The 22,521-nt window shown below is 39.0% G+C and carries 27 protein-coding genes; 22 read left to right on the forward strand and 5 right to left on the reverse strand.

Going from position 1 to position 22,521, the window contains the following annotated elements:
• Positions 1-3: 3 nt before the first annotated feature.
• The 15 genes from MKX55_RS06270 (at position 4) to MKX55_RS06340 (ending at position 11,840) form a co-directional block, all read left to right on the forward strand.
• On the forward strand, positions 4-735 hold the full coding sequence (locus MKX55_RS06270; RefSeq protein ID WP_339236888.1) for a DUF4355 domain-containing protein: 732 nt from the start codon (positions 4-6) through the stop codon (positions 733-735).
• A gap of 15 nt (positions 736-750) precedes the next feature.
• The gene (locus tag MKX55_RS06275; RefSeq protein WP_339236890.1) at positions 751-1,110 is read left to right on the forward strand and encodes a hypothetical protein; all 360 of its coding nucleotides are present in this window, start codon (positions 751-753) and stop codon (positions 1,108-1,110) included.
• Positions 1,111-1,120: 10 nt separating this feature from the next.
• A complete protein-coding gene (locus tag MKX55_RS06280; RefSeq protein WP_339236892.1) occupies positions 1,121-2,182 on the forward strand; it encodes a major capsid protein in 1,062 nt (353 codons plus the stop codon).
• Positions 2,183-2,247: 65 nt separating this feature from the next.
• On the forward strand, positions 2,248-2,529 hold the full coding sequence (locus tag MKX55_RS06285; protein WP_276540061.1) for a hypothetical protein: 282 nt from the start codon (positions 2,248-2,250) through the stop codon (positions 2,527-2,529).
• A gap of 2 nt (positions 2,530-2,531) precedes the next feature.
• Positions 2,532-2,885 carry a phage head-tail connector protein gene (locus MKX55_RS06290; protein ID WP_256705868.1) on the forward strand — a complete coding sequence of 118 codons (354 nt, stop codon included), beginning with the start codon at positions 2,532-2,534 and terminating at the stop codon, positions 2,883-2,885.
• Positions 2,885-3,193 carry a hypothetical protein gene (locus MKX55_RS06295; protein ID WP_339236894.1) on the forward strand — a complete coding sequence of 103 codons (309 nt, stop codon included), beginning with the start codon at positions 2,885-2,887 and terminating at the stop codon, positions 3,191-3,193. Before MKX55_RS06290 ends, MKX55_RS06295 begins: the two co-directional genes overlap by 1 nt.
• Positions 3,193-3,573 carry an HK97-gp10 family putative phage morphogenesis protein gene (locus MKX55_RS06300; protein WP_339236897.1) on the forward strand — a complete coding sequence of 127 codons (381 nt, stop codon included), beginning with the start codon at positions 3,193-3,195 and terminating at the stop codon, positions 3,571-3,573. The genes MKX55_RS06295 and MKX55_RS06300 overlap by 1 nt, the downstream gene beginning before the upstream one ends.
• Before the next feature lie 9 nt (positions 3,574-3,582).
• A complete protein-coding gene (locus tag MKX55_RS06305; protein ID WP_339236899.1) occupies positions 3,583-3,972 on the forward strand; it encodes a hypothetical protein in 390 nt (129 codons plus the stop codon).
• Positions 3,973-3,984: 12 nt separating this feature from the next.
• A complete protein-coding gene (locus tag MKX55_RS06310; protein ID WP_339183325.1) occupies positions 3,985-4,527 on the forward strand; it encodes a phage major tail protein, TP901-1 family in 543 nt (180 codons plus the stop codon).
• A 116-nt stretch (positions 4,528-4,643) separates the two neighbouring features.
• Positions 4,644-5,024 (forward strand): tail assembly chaperone, encoded by a 381-nt coding sequence (locus tag MKX55_RS06315; RefSeq protein ID WP_193062990.1) that lies wholly within the window; start codon positions 4,644-4,646, stop codon positions 5,022-5,024.
• 137 nt (positions 5,025-5,161) lie between these two features.
• Positions 5,162-5,416 (forward strand): hypothetical protein, encoded by a 255-nt coding sequence (locus MKX55_RS06320; protein ID WP_339236902.1) that lies wholly within the window; start codon positions 5,162-5,164, stop codon positions 5,414-5,416.
• A gap of 133 nt (positions 5,417-5,549) precedes the next feature.
• A complete protein-coding gene (locus MKX55_RS06325; RefSeq protein ID WP_339236904.1) occupies positions 5,550-10,109 on the forward strand; it encodes a tape measure protein in 4,560 nt (1,519 codons plus the stop codon).
• 10 nt (positions 10,110-10,119) lie between these two features.
• On the forward strand, positions 10,120-10,905 hold the full coding sequence (locus MKX55_RS06330) for a distal tail protein Dit (protein ID WP_339236906.1): 786 nt from the start codon (positions 10,120-10,122) through the stop codon (positions 10,903-10,905).
• A gap of 90 nt (positions 10,906-10,995) precedes the next feature.
• On the forward strand, positions 10,996-11,313 hold the full coding sequence (locus MKX55_RS06335; protein WP_339236907.1) for a hypothetical protein: 318 nt from the start codon (positions 10,996-10,998) through the stop codon (positions 11,311-11,313).
• A gap of 71 nt (positions 11,314-11,384) precedes the next feature.
• Entirely contained in the window at positions 11,385-11,840 is a 456-nt protein-coding gene (locus tag MKX55_RS06340; RefSeq protein WP_339236909.1) for a hypothetical protein, read from the forward strand.
• Here MKX55_RS06340 and MKX55_RS06345 read toward each other — a convergent pair.
• Positions 11,804-12,043, reverse strand: a complete 240-nt coding sequence (locus MKX55_RS06345) for a hypothetical protein (protein ID WP_339236912.1) — start codon at positions 12,041-12,043, stop codon at positions 11,804-11,806. The genes MKX55_RS06340 and MKX55_RS06345 overlap by 37 nt on opposite strands.
• Positions 12,044-12,111: 68 nt before the next feature.
• On the opposite strand from MKX55_RS06345, the gene MKX55_RS06350 reads away from it, so the two are divergent.
• The 7 genes from MKX55_RS06350 to MKX55_RS06380 all read left to right on the forward strand — a co-directional run bounded on the left by MKX55_RS06350 (position 12,112) and on the right by MKX55_RS06380 (position 19,887).
• On the forward strand, positions 12,112-16,938 hold the full coding sequence (locus MKX55_RS06350; RefSeq protein WP_339236915.1) for a phage tail protein: 4,827 nt from the start codon (positions 12,112-12,114) through the stop codon (positions 16,936-16,938).
• The gene (locus MKX55_RS06355; protein ID WP_339236917.1) at positions 16,935-17,393 is read left to right on the forward strand and encodes a hypothetical protein; all 459 of its coding nucleotides are present in this window, start codon (positions 16,935-16,937) and stop codon (positions 17,391-17,393) included. Before MKX55_RS06350 ends, MKX55_RS06355 begins: the two co-directional genes overlap by 4 nt.
• Positions 17,383-17,661 carry a hypothetical protein gene (locus MKX55_RS06360; RefSeq protein WP_339236919.1) on the forward strand — a complete coding sequence of 93 codons (279 nt, stop codon included), beginning with the start codon at positions 17,383-17,385 and terminating at the stop codon, positions 17,659-17,661. Before MKX55_RS06355 ends, MKX55_RS06360 begins: the two co-directional genes overlap by 11 nt.
• A gap of 66 nt (positions 17,662-17,727) precedes the next feature.
• Positions 17,728-18,366: a hypothetical protein gene (locus tag MKX55_RS06365; protein WP_339236921.1), complete on the forward strand. Its 639-nt coding sequence runs from the start codon at positions 17,728-17,730 to the stop codon at positions 18,364-18,366.
• 118 nt (positions 18,367-18,484) lie between these two features.
• Positions 18,485-18,799, forward strand: a complete 315-nt coding sequence (locus MKX55_RS06370; RefSeq protein WP_339236923.1) for a hypothetical protein — start codon at positions 18,485-18,487, stop codon at positions 18,797-18,799.
• 5 nt (positions 18,800-18,804) lie between these two features.
• Positions 18,805-19,065, forward strand: a complete 261-nt coding sequence (locus MKX55_RS06375; protein ID WP_339236925.1) for a holin — start codon at positions 18,805-18,807, stop codon at positions 19,063-19,065.
• Positions 19,066-19,116: 51 nt separating this feature from the next.
• Positions 19,117-19,887 carry an N-acetylmuramoyl-L-alanine amidase gene (locus MKX55_RS06380; protein WP_339236927.1) on the forward strand — a complete coding sequence of 257 codons (771 nt, stop codon included), beginning with the start codon at positions 19,117-19,119 and terminating at the stop codon, positions 19,885-19,887.
• 209 nt (positions 19,888-20,096) lie between these two features.
• On the opposite strand, the gene MKX55_RS06385 is transcribed toward MKX55_RS06380, so the two are convergent.
• From MKX55_RS06385 to MKX55_RS06400, 4 genes are all read right to left on the reverse strand, one after another.
• Positions 20,097-20,624 (reverse strand): hypothetical protein, encoded by a 528-nt coding sequence (locus tag MKX55_RS06385; RefSeq protein ID WP_339236929.1) that lies wholly within the window; start codon positions 20,622-20,624, stop codon positions 20,097-20,099.
• Positions 20,621-21,319 carry a DUF3800 domain-containing protein gene (locus tag MKX55_RS06390; protein ID WP_339236931.1) on the reverse strand — a complete coding sequence of 233 codons (699 nt, stop codon included), beginning with the start codon at positions 21,317-21,319 and terminating at the stop codon, positions 20,621-20,623. Before MKX55_RS06390 ends, MKX55_RS06385 begins: the two co-directional genes overlap by 4 nt.
• Before the next feature lie 215 nt (positions 21,320-21,534).
• A complete protein-coding gene (locus MKX55_RS06395) occupies positions 21,535-21,732 on the reverse strand; it encodes a hypothetical protein (RefSeq protein ID WP_339236933.1) in 198 nt (65 codons plus the stop codon).
• A 204-nt stretch (positions 21,733-21,936) separates the two neighbouring features.
• Complete coding sequence (locus tag MKX55_RS06400; RefSeq protein ID WP_339236935.1) at positions 21,937-22,374, reverse strand: HIT family protein; 438 nt, start codon at positions 22,372-22,374, stop codon at positions 21,937-21,939.
• Positions 22,375-22,521: the final 147 nt, after the last annotated feature.

A 22,521-nucleotide genomic window follows, 5' to 3' on the forward strand; every position in this document is an offset into this window, starting at 1 on the left:
AAGATGAATGAATTAATGGATAAAGTTAAAAAGTTAGCGAATGTAACTCCTTTTACAGAAGGTCAGATTGCATCAAGATTGACACATCAGGCACAGCAAGGATTACCACTTGATTTACAGTTCTTTGCTGAGGGCGGGGAAGGCGCCGGGCAAGGTGATGGAGGAGAAGGCGGCCAACAAGGCGAGTCCGGCAATGGTGAAGGTGGAGAAGGAAATGAAAAAACCTTCACTCAGTCAGAAGTGGATAGCAAAATTAGCAAGGCAGTCGCTGCCTTTGAAGAGAATCAAAAACCAAAGCAGCAAGAAGCTATCAATCAAGCTGTCAAGGATGCATTGGCAGAACAGCAGCGCTTATCCAAGTTGTCTGAAAAGGAACGTCAGCAAGAAGAACTTACGCAGCGTGAAAAAGAACTTTTAGAACGTGAAGAAAAAATCAAGCGATCAGAATTGCGTTCTGATGCAGTAGCAGATTTGCAAGAAAAGAAACTACCTTCTGATTTCGCTGACATCTTACTTGGTGAAGATGCAGAAAGCACGTTAGCAAATATCAAAACATTTAAAGAAGCATTTGACAGTGCCGTGAATGATGCTGTTAAAGAAAAATTGCGACAGGACACACCACCAGCTGGCAACGGCGGGAAATTGAAAGCTGACAATTTAGGTAAACAGTTAGCGAATCTGAACAAGCAAAATAGTGTTGATGTTGAAAAAGCACAAGGAAATTATTTTAAATAATGGAGGTAATTAATAATGAAATTTACTAAAACACCATTTGGTGGACCGCAAAAACAAATTTTAAAGTTTGCTGACCATTATGTCGCATTACCTGTGACTGTTGATGATGCAGGAGTGTCGACAAATGATAATGGAAAGAAGATTGTACCTGCAGGAACTGTTATTGGTGGAGGTTTTATTGATGATAGATCAGCCTTTGCAGTTAAATCAAATGATGAAAATGCAGAGGGTGTTTTATTTAATGATGTGGATGTAACGTATGGTCCTGCAGCTGGTGCTGCGCTCATTCATGCATTTATCGAAACAGATAAGCTACCAGAAGCGCCGGCATCAGAAGCAAAAGCAGCATTAAACCAAATTAAATTTATTAAATAAAGGAGTTTTGATGATGGATAACATTTTTGATTTAGTGAACGCACCAAATATCGCAACTTATTATCAAGAGAATGCCTCAGAACGCATTCCGTATTTAGGAGAAACGCTATTCCCTGCTCGAAAGCAAATGGGATTAGATTTGTCGTGGATTAAAGGGAGCAAAGGGCTTCCAGTAGCATTGAAAGCATCTGCATTTGATGCAAAAGCTGATTTACGTGATCGTATTGGCGTTACGAAAATCGAAACAGAAATGCCGTTCTTCCGTGAAGGCATGCGAATTGGAGAAAAAGAACGTCAAGAAATTTTAAAGGTAATGAATTCAGCGAATTCTCAGTATCTCATGCCTTTGATTAATCGTATTTATGATGATGTCGCTAATCTAGTAGATGGTGCAAGAGTTGTGCCAGAACGAATGATTATGCAGCTATTATCAACTGGTCAAATTAGTATTGAATCCGGTCGGCAAGTTTATGATTATGATTATGATCTTTCAGATAACAATCAAGATACACTGACAGGTTCAGATCAATGGAGTAATCCAGATTCTAATCCGATTACTGACATTAAAGAATGGCAGGATGAAATCGAGGATAGAACTGGCACGCGTCCTACGAGAGCGATTTGTACACGCAAGACATGGAACTATCTTGTTAACAATAAAACAATCCGTTTAGACATGAATCCTCTAGGAGGTCAGAACATCATTCTAACTGATGCGATGGTGCAGCAATACCTGTCAAACAAATTAGGTCTAACCATTGCTGTCTACAACAAAAAGTACAGTACAGAAGTTGGTGGAGATTCTAATTTATTCTTTCCGGACGATGTGTTTACTCTGATTCCAGAAGGTAATTTAGGTAACACCTATTTTGGGACAACTCCGGAAGAAGCTGATCTCATGAGTGGAAATACCGATGCCGAAGTATCACTTATTGACAACGCTATCGCTGTAACATCGGTAAAAGAGCCGCATCCGGTCAACGTTTATAACATTGTGTCTGAAATTGTACTGCCGTCCTTTGAATCTATTGACAATATCTTTATCGCAAAGGTTGCTGACGGTACTCCCTAATGGACCCCTATCAATAGGGGAAGCCACAATTGGTGAATCTTTTGAAATAGGATAGGAGGCTAAAAATGGCTACAAAAGAAGAATTAAAAGAAATGTTCAGCACTGGTAAAAAACCTACTGGTGAGGATTTCGCAGAGTTAATTGATGGAGTGGAAGGACCGCAAGGGGAACAAGGCCCTCAAGGACAACGAGGAACAAAAGGTGATAAGGGAGATAAAGGCGATACCGGCGAACAGGGTCCACAAGGTCCTGCTGGCTCTGACGGTGCAGATGGCCAAGACGCCGAACCTCAATTTACCGAAGAACAAGTGGCGGCGTTATTGGCATTGATTGAAGATGGTGAATAATCATGGATGAAATTAAAAAGAATGTGAAAATCGTATTAAATATCCAAGACAATCTACAGGACCCTGTCTTGGATGTTTTGATTAAAAATGTTCGCAGTCTGTTGTTAGGTAAGTTACGCAAAGTTAACAAGTCTATCAAAGAGATTCCAGAAGAATTGGAGTATATCATCGAAGAAGTAACCTTGCGTCGCTTCAATCGTATTGGCTCAGAAGGTATGAAATCTGAATCTGTAGAAGGTCACAAAATCGATTTTTATGATTTAGATAAGGAACTGGATCCGTATCTTGATATCATCGATGATTATGTGGAGGATGAAGAATCTAAGCCGAAGCGCGGAAAGGTGCTGTTCTTCTAATGCGATTTGATAAAAGAGTCACCTTCGTTAGTGAAACCGATGGATACTATGATCCGGAAAAAGGCGAATGGATACCGGGAGAGAATGTTGAAAGAACACTTCCTTGTAATGTATCCAAACTAGGCATAGACCGAACCAATCAGATATTCGGACAGATAGATAGGGTAATGACTGTCATTCGTTTGCAACAGCCTTATTATAAAGATTTTAAGCATCTGTATTTAGGTGACAACGAAAAGCAGACTTACCAACCAAAACGCCAATCCAATTACCGGAAAGGCGTTATTTTTGTTGAAGGTGAAGTGTAATGACCAGGGGCAATCTTGGTATCAAAGGAACTGGACCATTAATAAAAGCTATGCAAAAGAAATCGGATTTGAGCGCCGTGAAGAAGGTTGTTCAATTGAATGGTTCAGAACTTCAAAGGAGAATGCAGAGAGAGGCATCCTTTAAAGGCCATTATCATAACGGAAAATTCATTCCACCAACAGGAACAACGAAGCGTTCTATTGGTATTTCATCACCTATGGGCGATAGAGGGTATGCAGTAAGAGTTGCCCCGAATACGTATTATTCATGGTGGTTGGAACACGGCAGTCGTTATATGGCAGCACAACCATTCGTGCAACCGGCTTTCTTGGCTCAAAAAATGCAATTTATCAGGGACTTAGAAAGACTATTAAAGTGAGGTGGTTGAGTGAGAAAGACGCCCGACCAATCTATTTATGATGCCATTTATAAAATAAGCATGCAATTGGGGTATGATACTTTCAACTATCTTCCAGATGGGAAAGCGCCATATCCCTTTGTTTATGTCGGAGAGACGTTCAACACAAGCAGGCGGACCAAATTCAACAGATTTGGTGATTACGTGGTGAGAGTCCATGTTTATGCTAATCAGCCGGAACGCAATCGAAAAACGGTAACAGAAATGCGAAACGCCATCGAGAACGCTTTTTATAGATTGAAAAGAACAGATGGCTATCAAGTATTAAATCATAATACAACCGGTCAGGTTATGGATGATAATTCAACCGGTACACCATTGCTTCACGGCGTTTTAAGCTGTGAAGCTACTTTAAATTAGGAGGGAAACAACATGCCAGAAATGTTACAAGGTAAGGATAAAATATTGCTATTCAGAAAGTATACAGATCGAGATAAAGCGGCAGCTAAATTAGTGTTTCAGACGGAGCATACGTTTAGTTACAGCCGTGAATTAGAATCTATCGTCACAAAAGACGGTACGGTAGTTCAAGTCGGAGAATTAGAATCTGCTGTTAGTATCTCAGCAATCCAGGCAAAGGATGACCCAGTGCGAGAAATGTTAGAAGATGCTGTTAAATCCGGATCTAGACTGGAAGTTTGGGAAGTTACAGTGGATGAAGATTTAAGGGATGATGACGGAAAATACCCAGCAGTTTATTGCCAAGGATACCTTGATTCATGGGAAAACCCTGCAAATGTTGAGGAGCAGTCAAACATTGAGTCAAACCTTGTCGTAGAACTGGAACCGCAAACAGGAATGGCCACTTTGACAGAAGAACAAGAGCAAGCAGTACAGTATGCATTTACTGATACCGTGCCTGAAAGTGAAAACGACAATGGAAACGGTGATGATGACGAAGAAGAAACTCCCTAATGTACCCCAAGCGATTGGGGATGCAGAAATCGGTAGCACGTTAATTATTGACTAAGGGCGCTGAAATAGCGCTCTTTTTTGTACTTATTTTTATTTATATTAGGAGGAATTTTATTATGGAAATTCAAATTGGCGAGAAAAAATACGAGTTAGCTTTTGGTTTAGGATTTATTAGAAAGATGGATGAATTTCATACAGTAAAGGCGCAAGGAATTCCGTTAGGGGTCGGGGTAGAGACAGCTATCACTCACTTAGGAACGAGGAATCCAGTTATTTTGGTAGATATTATCAAAGCGGCAACTGATCATCTTAAATCTAAGCCATCTAATAGTGGTATCGATGAGTACATCGAGGGACAAGCTGCAGAGGGAAAATTAGAAGAACTATTTAAAACCATTACAGAGGCTATGGAAGAATCGGTTTTTTTGAAACCAAAAATGCAAGAGTTCAAAAAAGGCGTTCAACGAGCTCAACGGGAACAGAAGCAAGCCCAGTAAAGAATGAAAATCCTCCATCAGAAGAGGCCTATGAACAGATTGTAATAAATTGCTTTCGTTATTTAGGATTTACAAGCCTCTATGACATCAAAGTGCTCTCACTGCGTGAATACTCGCTGCGGATGAGGGCTTTTAATTTGGCTCAAATCGACAAGCAATATGACATGCATATGCAAGCATGGCTTAATCATCAAGTTACCGCAAATAAAAATGTCGGCAGTAAAGACAAGCCGAAAATGGAGCCTGTTTTCAAAGACTTCAAGTCTTTCTTTGATTATGAAAAAGCTATTAAGTCATTAGAAGGTCCAAGCAAACCGAACAAAAGCAATTTAACTAATAGACAAAAAAGAATGGTAGAAGCAGCAAAAATCCTGAATAAGAAGGGAGGTTAATACTATTTCTGAACAATACAGTGTGGAAGCATATCTGAGAGCGACCGGTATTGAAGAGTTTATTAGATCATTTCAACGAGGCACACAAAGCATAATCGATTTCGATAGCGCAGCCAGCAGTTCTGGAAGCGGAATGAAGTCTGTTGAATCCGGTCTCGAAGGCATCACAGGGGCAACTGGCGGTGTTGAATCCGGAATGCATGATGTAGGCGACTCTATGGATTCACTTCATGATAGTGGAAGCAGTGCGGGTGTTGGCATTGATACGGTAGATGCTGCGTTGGGAGGTGTGATGGATTCAAGTTCATCAGCATCTGGCGCGATAGACAACACAGGTTCCTCTCTTGATGATTTAGGATCCAGTGGCGATAGCGCAAGCAGTGGGTTAGATGTTCTTGATTCGTCATTAGACGGCATGTCTGACAGCGGTTCCCAGGCATCAATAACTGTCGACGGTGTAACCGATGCGATGGATAATTTGGGAACAAGTGGTGACAGTGCCGGCGCTGGAGTAGATATTGTCGATGCAGCACTGGATAGTGTTGACGGAAGCAGTGACAGTGCTACGACTAGCGTTAGTGATGTAGGGTCTGCACTTGAAGAAGCAGGAATGAGCGGCGAAAGCGCTGGAGCAGGTATTGATGGCGCATCCGATTCGTTAGAAGGTGTCAGCGGAAGTAGTGAACAGGCGAAAGATGGATTAGACGGCGTGGCCGACTCAGCTGACGAAACAGATATATCCATGAATAAGTTGATTAAAACAATCGCGGGTATCGCTGCAACAGTTGGCGTTTTCAAAGTATTACGCAATGCCGTTGATTTAGCGTTTCAGCGAATCGATACCATGGAACAATTCGAGCGTGTTATGACAGAAATGACAGGTAGTACAACGGATGCTAATGCTGCACTCGATAAAACGAATGACATTGTAACTGGTACAGCTTACGGTTTGGATGTCGCAGCATCCAGTGTGCAGGACTTTGTGACGCGTGGCGTTGAAGTTGGAGAAGCGACTAAATATATAGAAGCTTGGGGAGATGCCGTAGCTTTTTATGGTAATGGCTCAAATGAGCAGTTTGCGAACGTAACAAATGCTCTCCAGAACATGCTGACAAAAGGTAAAGTTGGCATGGACCAATTAAATCGATTATTTGAAGCTGGTATTCCAGCGGTTGATATATACGCTCAGGCAACCGGTAGAAGTGTTGATGAAGTATCAAAAGCGCTTTCTGATGGTGAAATCAGCGCAGAGGACTTTGTAAACACAGTAACCACAGCCATGATGGAAGGAACCAATGGAGTTACCAATATATCCGGTGCAGCAAAAGAAGCTGGTGCATCTTGGTCTGGTGCATTTGCCAATATGGGCGCAGCTGCTGCCCGTGGTGTGACAGCAATCATTGAAGCGATCGACGGCATGCTTACAAATAACGGATTGCCAACGATGCGTGATATGGTTAGTGAATTTGGTTCCTTCATGGAATCAAGTATGAAAACAGCAGCTGCAGTAATTGAACCGGTTGGAAATGCATTGTTTGGTTTGTTAGATGTATTTAGTCCTTTGCTGACTGTGGCTAAACCGTTTGTTCCTGTTATTGGTGGAATGGCAGCAGCGTTTGCAGGGTTGATGGTGGTCAAATCCGTTGGTACAGCACTTCTTGCTTTTAAAGCAACCCTAATAGGAATCCCAGTGATTCAAGCAGCTGTCACAACAACTACAACAGCAATGTCCTTAGCTTACAATGCTTTAAGAGGCAGGGCGACAGCAGTAATTGCTGCACAAATGGCACTTGGAGTAGCAACAACAGGTCTAAGGACGGCGATGTTAGCACTAATGGGTCCCGTTGGCTGGATTATTACTGGAGCAGCTGGATTAGCCGCAGGAGCATACGCTGTATGGAATCATTTCAACCAAACTAGCGAAGAAACCGAGCGCTTAAAGGAAGAAACAGATGAACTGGGAGAATCTACTGATACATTAATAGATTCTATGAATGAAAGTGCCGGAGTTTATAAAGATAGAGTTAATGATATTGATGCAACCAGAGAAGCGAATAACACATTACTGGGAACGGTCGAAGAACTATCAGAAAAAGAAAACAAATCTGCTGAGGATAAACGTAATCTAAGCATCGCAGTTGAACAATTGAATGGTAATGTTGATGGTTTAAACGCTTCATATAACGAAGAAGCAGACATGTTGAGCGAATCAACTGAAAAAATGCAAGCGCGTATCGATCTTATGGCAGAGCAAGATAAGGGTAACGCTGCCCAGGAACGCCTAACAGAAATTTTAAAAGAACAACAAGAGGTAGAACTACAACTTGATGAAGTTATAGCGATGCGTAAAGAATGGAACTCGACCATTCAAGAGAGTGGAAATGATACTGCTGACGCTCGAATAAAAATACAAGAACTTGACGAACAAGAGCAAGAGTTACTGGCAACACTTGATGAATTAGGTATTCAATATGAAACAACGAAAGACACAATGGTTGAATCCAGTCAGAATGCTAAAGACATTATCGCTGACAATAACCATGACATCATCATATCTTATGAGGATTTAGAAGGAGCTGCAAAAGATGCTTTTGATTCGCTTGCTGATAAATACGGAGAATTAAAAGATGCTGCAACCAACGCTTTCGAAGAAATTGAAAGCAAGACTGACCACACTATGGACAGCATGATTGAAACCATGCAGCATAACCAAAAAATGGTGGAACAGTGGGGAGAGAATCAAGCCACATTGATGGAATGGGCAGGAGACAATAGTTATGAAAGCTTTATTCCATTCATTGAAGATATGGGGATTGACCATGCGGCTGTCTTGCAAGAAATGGTTGATGATTTAGAAGGAACTGAAGGCACTAGTGGTGAGAAATTAAAAACGTTAGCAGACACTTACCAAGAAGGTGGAGAACTATCATCAAATGCTCTTAAAGATGCTTTAGGTGAAGGATTCGAAGAAGTTGTAGATTTGATGACAACTCTTGTAGAACGTATGGAAACAATCCTTCGCACGCAAATCAATGAGGCGGATTGGGAGGCGTATGGTCTTCAAGTTGGAAATGAGACAGCAAGCGGGGTTGATGAAAGCGCCGAGGAAGTTGAGGAATCCACAACCAGATTAGGTGGAAGACTTTGGGAAGGGCTTGATATAGCTTTAGGAAACCATGATTTCTCTGCAAAAGGTGAAGAAGTTCCTGTTGATATATCTGCTGGAATGGAAACCGGATCTCCTTATGTAAAGGCTGCCTCTGAAATGTTAGGTAGAGAAGCGACTAATCCAGCGATAGAAGAAATGAACAATTCTGATATCGAAGGAGCGGCAGATGGCGTTCCAACCAGACTTGCAGGATCGCTTAACAACGGTAAAGAATCCGTTGCATGGGCTTCCGGTGAAATTGGAAGAGCGCCAGGCGAAGAAATATCAGCAGCGCTCGAAGGTACACCGCTAGAAATATTCGGAAGCTCCGTGCCGATTAGAACAGCGATAGGAATCCAAGGGAGTACGGGTGAAGCAACTGGTGCTGCTAACAGCATGACAAGTGGTGTTCAATCTGAAGTAGAAGAGGGTATGCCTGAATCTATTTATATCAATTATGGCGGTAACGTAGGTCAAGGTACTGGCACAGGAATCGAAGGTAGCAAAGGTAACGCTACAAGCGCTGCAGAAACCTTAACGAATGACGTAACCACTACGACAGAGAGTGGGTTGCCGAAGTCTACATTTGAAACAATTGGAAATAATGTCAGCCTCGGCCTCAGTAACGGTATTCGCGGAATGGGTGACGGTGCGGTAAGTGCTATGCGCACCGTTGCGCAAGATGTGATTAACGTAGCAAGAGGTGAATTTGATACGCACAGTCCTTCTCGTGTGTTTTTTGCTATTGGTCAATTCGTATCTCAAGGTTTAGGCAATGGTATATCTGATAATCAATCTAGTGTAATTAATTCAATAATTACTATGACAACAGCCATGATTAACAGAACCGACATGGGAATGCAAAGCCTTAATCGAACCACGCAAAGCGGCGTATCCAATATGAGTAATAGCTTGAGTCGATTACCAGGATTAGCCCGAGTATCTATGGGCGCTTTTCAAGGTAGCTTGAATTCTGGCGCTTCGGCGAGCATGGGAATTATGTCAAGGCTATCTAGTGGATTAGTTTCTCCATTTAGAGGATTGCGCGGAGCAATGTCCGGCGTCGGTTCCAATGCTATGGCAGGTTTGCAAGGCGGGTTAAACAGCCGATCCGGCGCAGTTATGTCTACAGCACGCAACATAGCAAGTCGTGTAGCTTCAACTATGCGCAGTGCATTGAAAATTAAATCACCATCCCGAATTATGAGGGACGATGTTGGTCGCTGGATCCCAGAGGGTATTGCCGTTGGAATTGAACAGTATGCTGGTAAAGTCTATTCTGTTATGGACGCAATGGCTGATTATGTATCGTCACCATTTGACGTAGCAACACCGCTATTTGATATCGCTGGACAAGTTGCAAATACAAATGCGCAAATACAATCTCGTGTTAGTCACGAGTTGAGTCATCAGGGAGAAATTCAACAACCGCAACCAGCAATCATTAATTTGGTTCTGGGAGGCAAGGATTTTAGCACATTTGTAGATGATATCAGCCAAAATCAAAATCGAAAGCGTAATAGATTAAGACCTAGAACGGTATAGGAGGCGCTTTATGTACCAATTTGTAGATACACAACCAACAAGCGATACAGGAGGCACTTCCTTATCGCTCCAAACGGTATTTGATGGGAATAATCTGGATGAATTGCTGACAGATGAAACAGGAAGATTTGTAACGTTATCTGTAGGCGGTAGAGGTATTTTAAATCGTAGATTAGACTTAGTACAGATGCCAGGTGCTCATGGTTCAAGGGTAAAAGATGTAACTTATGACGTCAGGGAGATACCAGTTAAATTTTTAATTGCAGATGCCACAAATGAAGGACTTAGAGAGCGTTTCAATCGGTTGAATGGTTATCTTAAAGGAAACGAAAAAAGACTTGAATTCACCGACGAAAATGCTCATTTTGTTGCAACGCTTTCCGATGCAAATATACCTGACGAAGATAGTAATAGTCTTATCTGTACAATGACTTTTACTTGTGCTGATAGTGCCAAACGGATGAATGAGAAAGTGATTGAAGTTGGCACGAGCGAAAGCACTCATACCATTACTGGTCAAGATGCAGCACCGTGGGAAGTCTCGCTTAGATTTACTGCAAACACAGATAAATTTGAGTTACGCGCAAGAGATATCTATATCCTCTTAAGCTATGAGTTTATCGAAGGTGATCGCTTAACCATCAAATACGAGGGGCGTGAGGTTTGGCTAAATGATAATAGGGATTTAAGACACTCTATTAGGCTAGCCTCTAATTATGAATTATTAGAACCGGGTGAGCTTGAAGTGAAAGCAAATCATGCTTGTGAATTGAAATATGATGAAAGATATTATTGATTACAGAGTTTTCAGTCTTCTTATCCTTTTTGTGGTATAATAGAATTAGAATAAAGATTCTAAATATTATATTATGAGAGGTATGATTAAATGAGTGGAGCAGGTTATGTTTTAGAGAAAAATAACAGTACAGGGAAATGGAATGAAATCTTGCCGGAATATTCTGGTGTTAAAATTAAATATAATACCAATTATGAACTAGAAGGCAAAATAGAGGCATCGCACCCCAAACTAATAGAATATTTAAAGACAATTCCTAATGAACCTTTAAGGGTAAACCTAGTTGATTCGGGTGCAGTGATCGGTGTTGATGATTATAATCACGTTTATGAAATTAATAATTGGCGAATTGAAGGAATGTTTATAGTAGGAAATATCTCCTTGTTGATAAAAGAAAAAGAGGATTAAATTTGAGAACAGACTACCGGTAAATTATCGGTTGCTCTGTTCTTTTTTATATGAATTTTTAGGAGGCGTTAATGATGAGTGGAGAAGAGAAGGACTATGAATTAGGTACAGAAGGCATGAAATTTAATTTACGGAATGGTGATTTAGAACTAAAACAACCTACTGTTTGGAAAGGACATAGCTATCGTGATGAAGAAGGAAATGAAATCAGCCGAGAGCGTTTTTATGAGTTGAAGGTTGAGAATTTGGAAGGTAGAGTGTTGTCGCTAGAAGATGAGATTTCAAGTCTGTATACATTGATAGGAGATAAAGCAGACGCACTTAATATCGTCAATGCTATTAATTGCAGTCCAGAAGGCATACGTATCAAAGGAGATAAGATTGAAATTAATGGTGAAACTTTGATAGAGAACAGAGCCCTTGATAACAAGGACTTGTCCGTTTCTTTAAAATTAGGTGAAAAGGAATTTGCAGATTGCATAACAAAATATCAATCTCGCTCTTCAAGACGATCTACAACTTCTTGAAGCACATCTGCAAAAAGTTCGCGATCATGTGAACTAACCGTACCTACAGTTTTGGAAACTATTCTTAGGATTTCACGAGGTAGCTCTTCTATCGAAAAATTTCTAGTTTCTGAACCGATAGTTTCCAAAAGTTCTTGGGAATTGGCTTCTTGGCGTTCTTGGACAAATTTATCCATGATTTCATGAACATCAATTTTACTCATATGTATCACCTCCTCTATAATTTAATTCGACAAAAACAGAGGAAATCCTACCGGGAAGGAGGAAACCAATGGAATTATTTATATTCTCGCAAGACGAACAACCATTAACGGTTATATCCGAAGACACAGGGATTGTTGAAGCACCTTACCGCATTGAGGTAAACAGCGTACCGACAGAACCTTTTTCTTTTACTGTTGAAGCTGACCACCCTACAGCTGCACATGTCAAAGAAGAAAATAAAGTAGTGTTAAAAGACCACGAAGGCGATTGGCGTTTGATGACCATTAAAGAAGTTGATGATAGTAATGATATGGATGGTCCGACAACGATAGCCATTTGTGAACCAACCTTTTTAGCTGAGTTAAATGATCATATCGTTGTAGAACGTCGCTTTGTTAACCAAACAGCAGACGTTGCATTAACTGCTGCAGTAGATGGGACACGTTGGCAAGCAAGTGTTGAAGTCGAATTAGGCAGAGCCACAACGAATTTTTATTATATCTCCAGCATCGAAGCGATATGGGAAACTATAGCTACTTGGGGCGGAGAGTTTAAAGATACAGTGGAATTAGATGAAGAAACGAATGAAATAAAAGGTTGCTACGTCAAGATAATCCAACGTTTAGGAAAGGAACAAGGTCAGCGATTCGAGATTGACCATAATACAACAGAGATTGGCCGTACCGTTTTATCTTATCCAAAAACAGCCTTATACGGTCGTGGCTCTAGCTTAGAAGTCGAAGATGATGAAGGACAACACACAGGCGGATATACACGCTACATCGACTTTGGAGAAGTTGAATGGAAGAAATCCAACGGCGACCCTGTCGATAAGCCACTCGAACAAAAATGGGTAGGCGACCCAGATGCTCTAAAAACCTATGGCTATGAGGGCGGAGTTAAGCACCGTTTCGGCATCTTTAGCAATCAGGACTATGAAGACCCGGAAGACCTGTTATATGCAACGTGGGAAGCACTCCAAAAAGCAAACAAGCCAGAGGTTAACTATCGCCTGTCTGTCAATCTCTTTAACGAAAAGGTCAGTCTTGGCGATACAAGCCAAGCGATTGACCGCAGATTTGCTAGACCTATCGAAATCCAAGCCAGAGTCATTGCTATGGAATATGACCTGATGGACATTGAAGGTACAACAGTTGTTGAAATGGGTCAATTCCTTGATTTAGGCGATGATATCGACGACCTACGTAAGGAAATAGAATATGTTAAAAACAATCCGCCTAAACAGATAATCGATGAAGGCAGCTATCCAAATAGAAAGCCTTCCACTCCTGTGAACTTGGAAGCTTACGGCGGTATGGAAGTCATTCAGCTGTATTGGCAATATGCCGATGAAATGTTTATCAAGCATTATGAGGTCTATGGCAGTCGTACCGAGGACTTTGCACCAGATACACAGCATCTTTTATGGCGCGGTGATGTCAGCGCATTTAGCCATACTGTCGGTACAGATGAGGTCTGGTACTATCGTGTCCGCGCCGTCAACTATCATGGCAGACCGTCTGATTGGAGCGTGCAGGTGAGAGCGGCTACGCATCGTGTCTTAACCGAGGATATCATGTGGGGCCCGGAGTTAGCTGAGCGCATGAGGGAATTGCACAGAGTCAGTGACATCATTGGTGAAAATGGCGTTGACTTTGACCAAATATCAGAGGAAGCTAAGGACTTAATCAATCAACAAGCACGCATCTATACTGATGAAGAAATCGACCTTGCTAGAGAAGGCATCTTGAGCGATTTAGACGACCGTACCGATTATCTTAATAACCGCATAGCTGACCTAAACGACAGGGCAGATGGCTTGGTAAGCCGTGCTGATGATATTGACGATTTACTTGGTGAGCATGGCGACAGATTTCTCAATATGGAAACTGATATAGACGACATCGAGGGGCGTATCTCTGCCAGTATTGAAGAGATTGAGCGTATCGATGATACCGTTACAAGCAATAGCCTTGAACTTGAAGCACAAGCTGATTTAATCAAGGGGAAGCTTGACGAAATCACTTATACAAGGGATAAGGAAGGCATTCTTGAATCTATCGAGCAGAATACGTTGGAAATTGAAGCTACTGCAGAAGGTTTACAGTTAAATGCTGATGCTATCAGTAAGGTAGATGGCGTTGTCGAAGGGCATTCAGCACAGTTGTCCTTTTTAAATGATGAGATAGTTACAAAAGTTGAAGAGTCGTTTGTTAGGGATGCTATTGATGGTATTGAAGTTGGTGGCAGGAACCTGTTATTAAATACTTCAGGCAATGATAAAGTGTTCGACTTTACAGGATGGAATCATCCAATTGGAAATATTTCTGAATACGGTGTTAGGGAATTATCAAAAGGTGGAGAATTCACTTTTTCCGCAGACATTACTACACACACTATTGGAACAACAGATATCACACTCATACTTCAAATTTATAGAGATGATAATACGTTTGTGCAATATTACGGTGATGTGAGATTGTCTCCGCAGGAAACAGGAAAAATCATTGGGGTAGTTGATGTGCCAAAGGATGATAATTACGATAGGGCATATTTACGTGTTCGGCATTATTCGGGATCGGACCCACAGTCCAAAGGAACGTATTCCAAAGCTCAAGTTGAAAAAGGAAATAAAGTTACAGATTGGAGCCAGGCACCTGAAGATATCCTAAACGTACAAGAACATCACTGGACTGAAATCACTCAGAATAGCAGACTTATCGATGTGCAAGCAGAATCTATCATTGAAATTGAAGGCAATATATCAAGTGCTCAAGCCAGCATAGAAGTCATGTCAGAACAGATTACTAATAGAGTTACTAAAACTATATTTGATGATGAATCTGACTACTTAAGACGCTCTATTGCTGAAACCAGAAACTTTGCTGAGGGTATTGAGCAGACGGTTTCTAGCATAGAGATAGGTGGTCGCAATATTCTTGGCAACAGCAAAAAACCAAGATTAAGAACGAACAACACTACCACACATCCAATAAATATATCAGAATATGATGATTATGTTAGGTATGAGCCGCAGAACGGAGTAGGATTATCAACTTATTCAATATTAAATAATTCTACCAATCCAATTTATAACAAAGATTGGTTAGGAAAAGACATGGTTGTATCTATGGCTGTTAAAGTCAGTAAAGATGTAAAACTCCGATTCGCATTCTCAGATTGGGGAGCATCTCCAAGAACTATTAAGACGGAGTATTTTGACGTGAAAGCCAGTGAAGGCTGGGTAACATTAAAAATGCCTGTTCCTAAAGATATTATAAGCAAGAATCCAGATGATGATATTATTAGGTTTTTTCTGTATACAGCCGATAACGGTAATTCAACCATAACACCATACAATGGTTACATTGATGTTAAGGATTGGTTTATTGGGTTCGGTACAAAAGTTCCGGACTGGTCTCCTGCTCCAGAAGACACCGACCAACGCATGACACAAGCCGAATCATCCATTACTCAATTAGATAGAAGAATTGATTTTAAAGTAGATGTTGACGGTATTGTTTCTGAAATTAATTTAATGAAGGAAGGCATACGCTTATCCGGAGCATTAATCCATCTAAATGGCTTGTCCCTTATTGATGAGGCAATTATCCAAAACGCTCATATAGCCGATGGCACGATTGAGAGAGCTAAATTAGAACGTGCCATCATAGGCACAGCACAAATTGATGATTTAGCCGTTACATCTGCAAAAATATCTAGCGTCAATGCGGATAAGATTAACGCGGCTACTCTGCAGGCAATTACTGCAAATATGGGTACGCTTCGTTCCGGTAGGTTGCTATCCAATAATAACAATATGGATTTGAACCTTAATACCGGTAACCTTACCATGCGTAATGCTCATTTTACGCTTGGCAGTGGGGCGAGAATTGAATTCACAAATGTTTCTAACCGTATCCAATATCGTGATGCCAAAGGAGGCATTACACGTTCTGCAGGGTTTGGTGTCGGTAAATCCTTGCAGGATTATCCGTTTGCTTATTCTGGAACAACAGGAGACGCTAACCTTAATACGTTATCACCGTATTATAGCGGAGCGATGTGGCATACAACTAGAGCGATTGCAGAAGGTGCATCTAACAGTATTAGTGGCTTTAGGTTCATGTTCAGAAACAGAGCTGTTGATTGGGATAAATCAATTGAATTTGATTTTAACGGAACACCTACGATTAAACCTAGGTCACACGGAGAATATGATATTGGTACATCAGGATTCAGATTCCGTAGAATCTATGTCGATAATGTTTTAGGATGGCGGACAGTCTATATATCCAATCCAACTGCCAATAGAGGTTTCGCTATTGATACGGACCATGTTGACGGTCACAATCCATCCATTTACGGTCAGTATCCAGCAGATAATAATTATAATATTGGTCGTAGCAATAGATATATGACTTACGTATACACAAACACTGTTCGGGCGAATTATTTATACGGAGCATTACAAGGCGGGTCTGCCCGAAAGCTAAAAAAGAATGAGGGTGACATGCATTTAGAGGACAGCCTTGAATTTATTCGTAATGCCAAAATCGTTACGTTTGACTGGCGCCGGGACGAAAGCATGAAATTTAATAAAGACAATCCACAAAGCATTTATGACAGGCAGGTTGGATTTATCATTGATGATTTAAAGATGCGGAATGACTATCTTGTAAAGAGCGATGAGGAAACAATCAAAAAAGATAATATCCTATTTATGCATCAGCATGTTATACAGGATAGTTTGAGACGATTGGATAGTATCGATGAAGAATTGAACTGGCAACGCATTGAGTATCAGTATATTAATAATGAAGTAACCAAATTGAAAGAAGAAAATAAAGCTCTTAAAGAAAGAGTGAAAAAATTAGAGGAGAGTGCAGCATGACAATCAAATTAACTTATGGAGATATCCGAATCATAAACAACTTTTTAGTACAGTCACTCAATCCGAAAAAGGAAAAATCCATCCATCGGATGCGTGTTGTTAAAGCGCTGGAAGAAAAGCAAAAGCAGGTGGCAGATGAATCCAACGAATTGATGAAAGAATTTGCAAAATTAGACGATGAGGGAGAGGTTGTTTATCTTGATGATGGACAGCCTGCCATTAAGGATAAGCGTGCCTTCAATAAGGCGCAAGTCGCTCTGTTAGACGAGGAATTTGTCCTTGATGATAAGAACCTTCAATCAGCTTTAAACACTGTCAAAAAGCTTGTCAATGATTATGGGAAGGAGCTGGTAGGTGACGATGCCATTGCTCATTTTACTTTAGTGGAAGCTTTTGAAAATGCAGAGGAAGAGGAAGAAGATACTAAAGAGGAGGAGAATGATAATGATGAATAATTACACTTTTACTGAATCAAGCTCACGAAGCATTGAAAAAGACGGTGAACAGGTTAGGTTGATTAATTTTCGCGGTACGGAGCCAAGGGATGACAGCGGAGACAGAGAGCGCTTGAACATTGATGGTGCGATCATCGTACCGATGATGGATTATTTCCAGGCAGGTATGAATGGAGACTTGCCAGAATTGATTAAAGAGAAAGTACTGGAACGATTGACAGCCAGAGAACAGGAAAATGAAGAGGAAGAAAACGACGATGCTGAATAAGCGGTATTTTTTTGCAGGATTTTCCTTCTTTTTGTCGAATTATGATTAAAGAGGAGGGGATAAGTTTTGAATTTTAATCTATTGAAAAACGGTATTGATTCTTTAAAACAAGCTGAAAATAGTATTGATGAGAATTATATGAACTATGAGTTTGAGTCATTCCAATTAAAAGACGGATTGTTTAATTTTATTCATGGGTTTGAAATACTTTCAAAATATATCATTAGAAAGAATAATGAGGAAGGTATTATAAAGAATAAGTTTATTAGAAGGTTTAGAATTGCTAAGGACAAAGAATTTTCAATGGGGAAAAATGCACTTGAAATAGATGAAGGAATACAAACTATTAGTGTTTCAGATGCATTGGATATTTTATATTCTGAATATAGATTGAATGACAATTTATTTAACAACGTTAAATATTTGATTAAAAAAAGAAATAGTTTGATGCATTACACTATAGAAATGAATGAAGGTGAAAAGGATGACTTTGTACAGATTTTAAGAGAAACCATAGAAATGTCAATAGATTATTTTAATGAACTTTCTTGGGAGTTTAAACATTCATTTCTTGAACATGAACGCGAATTTCCTTTTACAGAATTTGATGAATGGGAACAAAAAGCAATAGATGCTGATGAATCCAGAAATGAAGAAGATTATATCGAATACCTAATCGAGGAAGGAATAAAACATCTTAAATAAGATAGTTATAAAGTATCTCAATGAGGTGCTTTTTTTATGCACTGAAAGGTTGTGATATCTATATCCAAAGCCGATAAGGCTTATTTTTTATGTCTGATGCAGTAGGGGGATTAGTATTTTGGAGTTAATAATGGAGGTGGCAGCATCACAGTTTGTATGGGCTATTCTAGCAATAGCTTTAGCCGCACTCGTTATCAGAGAGCAGCGAAAAGAAAATGTTAAGCGTGAAGATGATTTAATTAAATTGTATGACCGTCAAGTATGCGATTCGAGAGACAGAGAACAGCAGTTACTAGAGCATCTTGATAGAACAAATAAAGCACACCAGGAAACGACAGAAACGTTAAAACAGATACGCAACACGCTTAATCAAATGGAAGGTCGTATTGATCGTATGGAAAAGTATTATTTTAAAGACACCCAGAGAGGATGATAAGCATGCAAGAAATTTTAGTTTTAGCTACATTGTTGGCACCTGTTATCACAGGAGTAGTACAGGCATTGAAGGTCGGTTTTACCATTAAGAAAAATTTACTTCCGTTTGTGGCAGTCATTACAGGCATTTTACTTGGATATATGGCATGGCCATTCAGCGATATTGAAGCAGTATCAAGAGTATGGGCAGGTGGAATGGCAGGTTTAGCGTCAGTAGGATTATTTGAATTAGGTAACCAGAGACAAGGAGAGACAAAAGAGTAGCTACGGCTGCTCTTTTTCTATATAAAAAATTATTTTAGGAGGAATTTAATTATGTCAAAAATTTATTTAGATCCAGGACACGGCGGAACAGATCCAGGTGCAGTTGCAAACGGATTACAGGAGAAGGTGCTTACACTTAAAATCGCACTAAAAACACGGGACATTTTAAATCGTGACTATGAAGGGCACTCTATACGCATGAGTAGGACAAGCGACACAACTCGAAGTCTTGCACAACGCACAAATGATGCAAACAGCTGGGGAGCAGATTACTTTGTATCCATCCACATTAATGCTGGAGGCGGTACGGGCTATGAAGATTATATTTATAATGGAAGTGTATCTAATAACACAATAACCTATCGTGATAAACTGCATGCAGAAGTTATGAAGCAAGTTGACTTTAGAAACCGTGGCAAAAAACGTGCTAATTTCCATGTGTTACGTCAGTCGAGTATGCCAGCAGTTTTAACAGAGAATGGTTTCATTGATACGACAGCAGATGCGAATAAGCTAAAATCAGATGCTTACCTTGACCGCATTGCTTTAGGACATGCGAATGGTATTGCTCAGGCTCTTGGATTAAAACGTAAATCTGGTAGCGGTGGTTCCGGTAAGCAAGGTTATGTCGAGGTTATCACACCGTCCTTATGGACATACAACACTGCTAATTGGGATGATAAAGCGGTAATCGTTAATGAGGGTGAAGTTTTTACAGTGGCTAGAGATAAATTTAAAGTTGGCAATGGCCACATGTATCAGCTTAAAAGTGGTCTGTATATTACGGCTAGTACGCAGTATGTAAGGTATTATACCAAGTAAGTAAGCATAAAAAATAAGCCCTCACATTTGTGAGGGCTTTCTCGTTTTTAACGAGAAACATGAATTAAAAATGTTTAAAATTATTATTAAAGGGAATAATATAAGCGATTAATCATTTATATTAACAATATTTATGTTGACTTTGTTCCTAAGGAATGATATTTTATAAATAGCTCATCTGCCAAGAGTAGAAGGAGTTTCTAAAAACATCACGTAAAAAAGCGTGGTGTTTTTTGCTTTTTGTACCTATAATACTTTTTCAATTTCTTTTGTAATTGATGTTCGTGTTCTATATAATACGAGGTGATGAATAAACAGTAATCATTTCTTTCTTCGATAACTACTAAAAACTTTTCAATTTCGCATAATAAATGTATTCTTGAGTTCCCGTTGTAATCTTCTTCCCAATATCTTAGTTGTTCATCACATTCACCATGAGCATTATAATACTCTATTAGATACTTAATCCATCTTATTCTTTCACATCTTTTTAAATCAGGAATTCTATCATTAGGGTCGCTATCATATTGAAAACCTTTAGATGTAATATGAAAAAATGCTTGTTCTTTACCAAACATTATTGGATTTTTACGTATATTGATATTTTTACTTTTTATTTTTGTTTTATTAGCGATAAAATCATGATAAAACACTTGGTATAAGTCGTTTTCATATGCGTGCCACTCTCTATATAAATTAAAATCAATCATGTCGGGGAGATGAAATTGAAAATTCACTGTCTAATCCCCCTGTAACTTGGTCCCCATATGAAAATATTGAATTTATCATCGTAATTTGTTGAGTCCAGTGTTGAACCTGATTTATGTTTAACGTATTCTACTAATTCTAATTTTGCAGTGCTAGTTGCTAAATTTCGATGATAATATCCTATAGCGCCAATTAACAAGTCAGTAACTTGAAGTAAATGAACTTCATCTGATCGTACTAATTGTATGTTAGAAATGATCTCTCCAGTAGGATCCCCGATTTTCTTTCTTAATATGTCTTTTAAAGTTTCTTTTTTATATTTACCAATAGTGTCTTTTATATCTAAATAGATATTATAAGTATCAGATGGTTCAATTAAATAATTTAGTAGCAGATAATACATTTTATAATACCAATCATCATGATCTTGGTTAAATCTCTCGTGACTCAATCCTTCTTTCTGCGCAACGATAACTCTGAATGAAAGTTGAGGATTTTCAAAGAAATAATCAATTATCGCTTTATAGAAATCGAGTCTTGAAGGAGAAACTTTAGTCCATTTTATTTCTGTTTTAGAACTAATACCAAATTTTTGTTTTATCTTTATTATATCTTTATTGAATATCCTTCTATAAGTATGATTAACTTTCAAAGCACCTAATGTCATTACTTTTTGGTGATCATTTTCTAAATGACAACTTTCATCACAATATATATTAAACAAACATAATCCCCCTTATTTTCCTATATATAATATATGAAAATTATACCAGAAAACATCATATAAATTAATAGACTTAATCTGAATTCACATAAATAATTTCTTATATTATTTTTAATCTATTATTTCCTCTTATCATACCAATCCAGCGAATCCATAAACTCCATGTTATTTTAAGCATAAAAAAAGCCCTCACAGACCGTGAGGGACTATATCAATTAAATTTCCTGTTTTTCAATGTTATTAAGCTCTGAAGTGTTGCGAATTGACCAACTAATTATGCTTGGTCCAGCAACAGGCTCAGAATAGATGATTTTCTTTCTAGAAATATTTTTAAAATATTCATTAGCCTCTTTTTGAGAGTTAGCTACTACCGTATGTTGCGCCCCGTCCGTATAAATATCGAATGCTTGCATTTTAATTTCCCTCCTAGTTATTAAACGTATTATCTTTTTAAAAACCAGTATTACCAATCTATCTATATATTAAACAATTAATAGGGGGATTTAAATAAAAAATAAGCCCTCACGGTTGTGGGGGCTTTAAAAACTTAAGCGACGTTAAGAATTGGTCTGTTTATCTTTCAGCACTCTATACTCTCTTCATTCTTGATAGTATTTTTACTGATCTTTCGACGAACATTTAAATGATAAAAGATGTTCATATACTTTGTCTAAATTATCATTTAGTGCAGCGATTTTATCAGTATCTAGTTTAAAATGTATTTTATCATTTTTTTGCCTAGGTATTATATGAAAATGAAGATGTTTAATATGTTGGCTGGCTGAATCGCCATTTGCTTGCACAATTGAAAAATCATTACATAGTCCTGATTGAATCAGTAAATTCGAAACATTGATTAGAAATTTCATCAAGGCATTAGAAATACTGGGATGTTGAATTTCATTTAATTTCTCAATATGATTGTTTGGACAGACTAATACATGTCCTTTTGCAGCAGGGTTAATATCCAGAAACGCAGTTACATCTTTATTTTGATAAATTATATAGGCTGGTGTATTTTTATTAACGATTTGGCAGAAAACACATTTTTCCATAATTTAGTTTAAATCCTCCCCTTTTGAAGCATTTCGAAAGATTATTTTTATTCAGTTACTAAATCTTTATCCAAATCAAATTTCGCCCTCATTACTGCATTCTTCTCTTATTGTTTATACGAACAGGAAAATTGTACCATGATATAG

The sequence above is a fragment of the Oceanobacillus sp. FSL W7-1281 genome (genome assembly GCF_037969835.1).
Taxonomy (GTDB): Bacteria; Bacillota; Bacilli; order Bacillales; family Amphibacillaceae; genus Oceanobacillus; species Oceanobacillus oncorhynchi.

Excerpts from the sequence above, each read along its gene's own strand:
- MKX55_RS06310 (WP_339183325.1), top strand. The coding sequence starts at position 3,985 with ATGCCAGAAATGTTACAAGGTAAGGATAAAATATTGCTATTCAGAAAG.
- MKX55_RS06395 (WP_339236933.1), bottom strand. The coding sequence starts at position 21,732 with ATGCAAGCATTCGATATTTATACGGACGGGGCGCAACATACGGTAGTA.
- MKX55_RS06335 (WP_339236907.1), top strand. The coding sequence starts at position 10,996 with ATGAGTGGAGCAGGTTATGTTTTAGAGAAAAATAACAGTACAGGGAAA.
- MKX55_RS06330 (WP_339236906.1), top strand. The coding sequence starts at position 10,120 with ATGTACCAATTTGTAGATACACAACCAACAAGCGATACAGGAGGCACT.
- MKX55_RS06295 (WP_339236894.1), top strand. The coding sequence starts at position 2,885 with ATGCGATTTGATAAAAGAGTCACCTTCGTTAGTGAAACCGATGGATAC.
- MKX55_RS06340 (WP_339236909.1), top strand. The coding sequence starts at position 11,385 with ATGATGAGTGGAGAAGAGAAGGACTATGAATTAGGTACAGAAGGCATG.
- MKX55_RS06275 (WP_339236890.1), top strand. The coding sequence starts at position 751 with ATGAAATTTACTAAAACACCATTTGGTGGACCGCAAAAACAAATTTTA.
- MKX55_RS06285 (WP_276540061.1), top strand. The coding sequence starts at position 2,248 with ATGGCTACAAAAGAAGAATTAAAAGAAATGTTCAGCACTGGTAAAAAA.
- MKX55_RS06345 (WP_339236912.1), bottom strand. The coding sequence starts at position 12,043 with ATGAGTAAAATTGATGTTCATGAAATCATGGATAAATTTGTCCAAGAA.
- MKX55_RS06350 (WP_339236915.1), top strand. The coding sequence starts at position 12,112 with ATGGAATTATTTATATTCTCGCAAGACGAACAACCATTAACGGTTATA.
- MKX55_RS06380 (WP_339236927.1), top strand. The coding sequence starts at position 19,117 with ATGTCAAAAATTTATTTAGATCCAGGACACGGCGGAACAGATCCAGGT.
- MKX55_RS06290 (WP_256705868.1), top strand. The coding sequence starts at position 2,532 with ATGGATGAAATTAAAAAGAATGTGAAAATCGTATTAAATATCCAAGAC.
- MKX55_RS06280 (WP_339236892.1), top strand. The coding sequence starts at position 1,121 with ATGATGGATAACATTTTTGATTTAGTGAACGCACCAAATATCGCAACT.
- MKX55_RS06270 (WP_339236888.1), top strand. The coding sequence starts at position 4 with ATGAATGAATTAATGGATAAAGTTAAAAAGTTAGCGAATGTAACTCCT.
- MKX55_RS06375 (WP_339236925.1), top strand. The coding sequence starts at position 18,805 with ATGCAAGAAATTTTAGTTTTAGCTACATTGTTGGCACCTGTTATCACA.
- MKX55_RS06400 (WP_339236935.1), bottom strand. The coding sequence starts at position 22,374 with ATGGAAAAATGTGTTTTCTGCCAAATCGTTAATAAAAATACACCAGCC.
- MKX55_RS06325 (WP_339236904.1), top strand. The coding sequence starts at position 5,550 with ATGAAGTCTGTTGAATCCGGTCTCGAAGGCATCACAGGGGCAACTGGC.
- MKX55_RS06355 (WP_339236917.1), top strand. The coding sequence starts at position 16,935 with ATGACAATCAAATTAACTTATGGAGATATCCGAATCATAAACAACTTT.
- MKX55_RS06315 (WP_193062990.1), top strand. The coding sequence starts at position 4,644 with ATGGAAATTCAAATTGGCGAGAAAAAATACGAGTTAGCTTTTGGTTTA.
- MKX55_RS06360 (WP_339236919.1), top strand. The coding sequence starts at position 17,383 with ATGATGAATAATTACACTTTTACTGAATCAAGCTCACGAAGCATTGAA.
- MKX55_RS06300 (WP_339236897.1), top strand. The coding sequence starts at position 3,193 with ATGACCAGGGGCAATCTTGGTATCAAAGGAACTGGACCATTAATAAAA.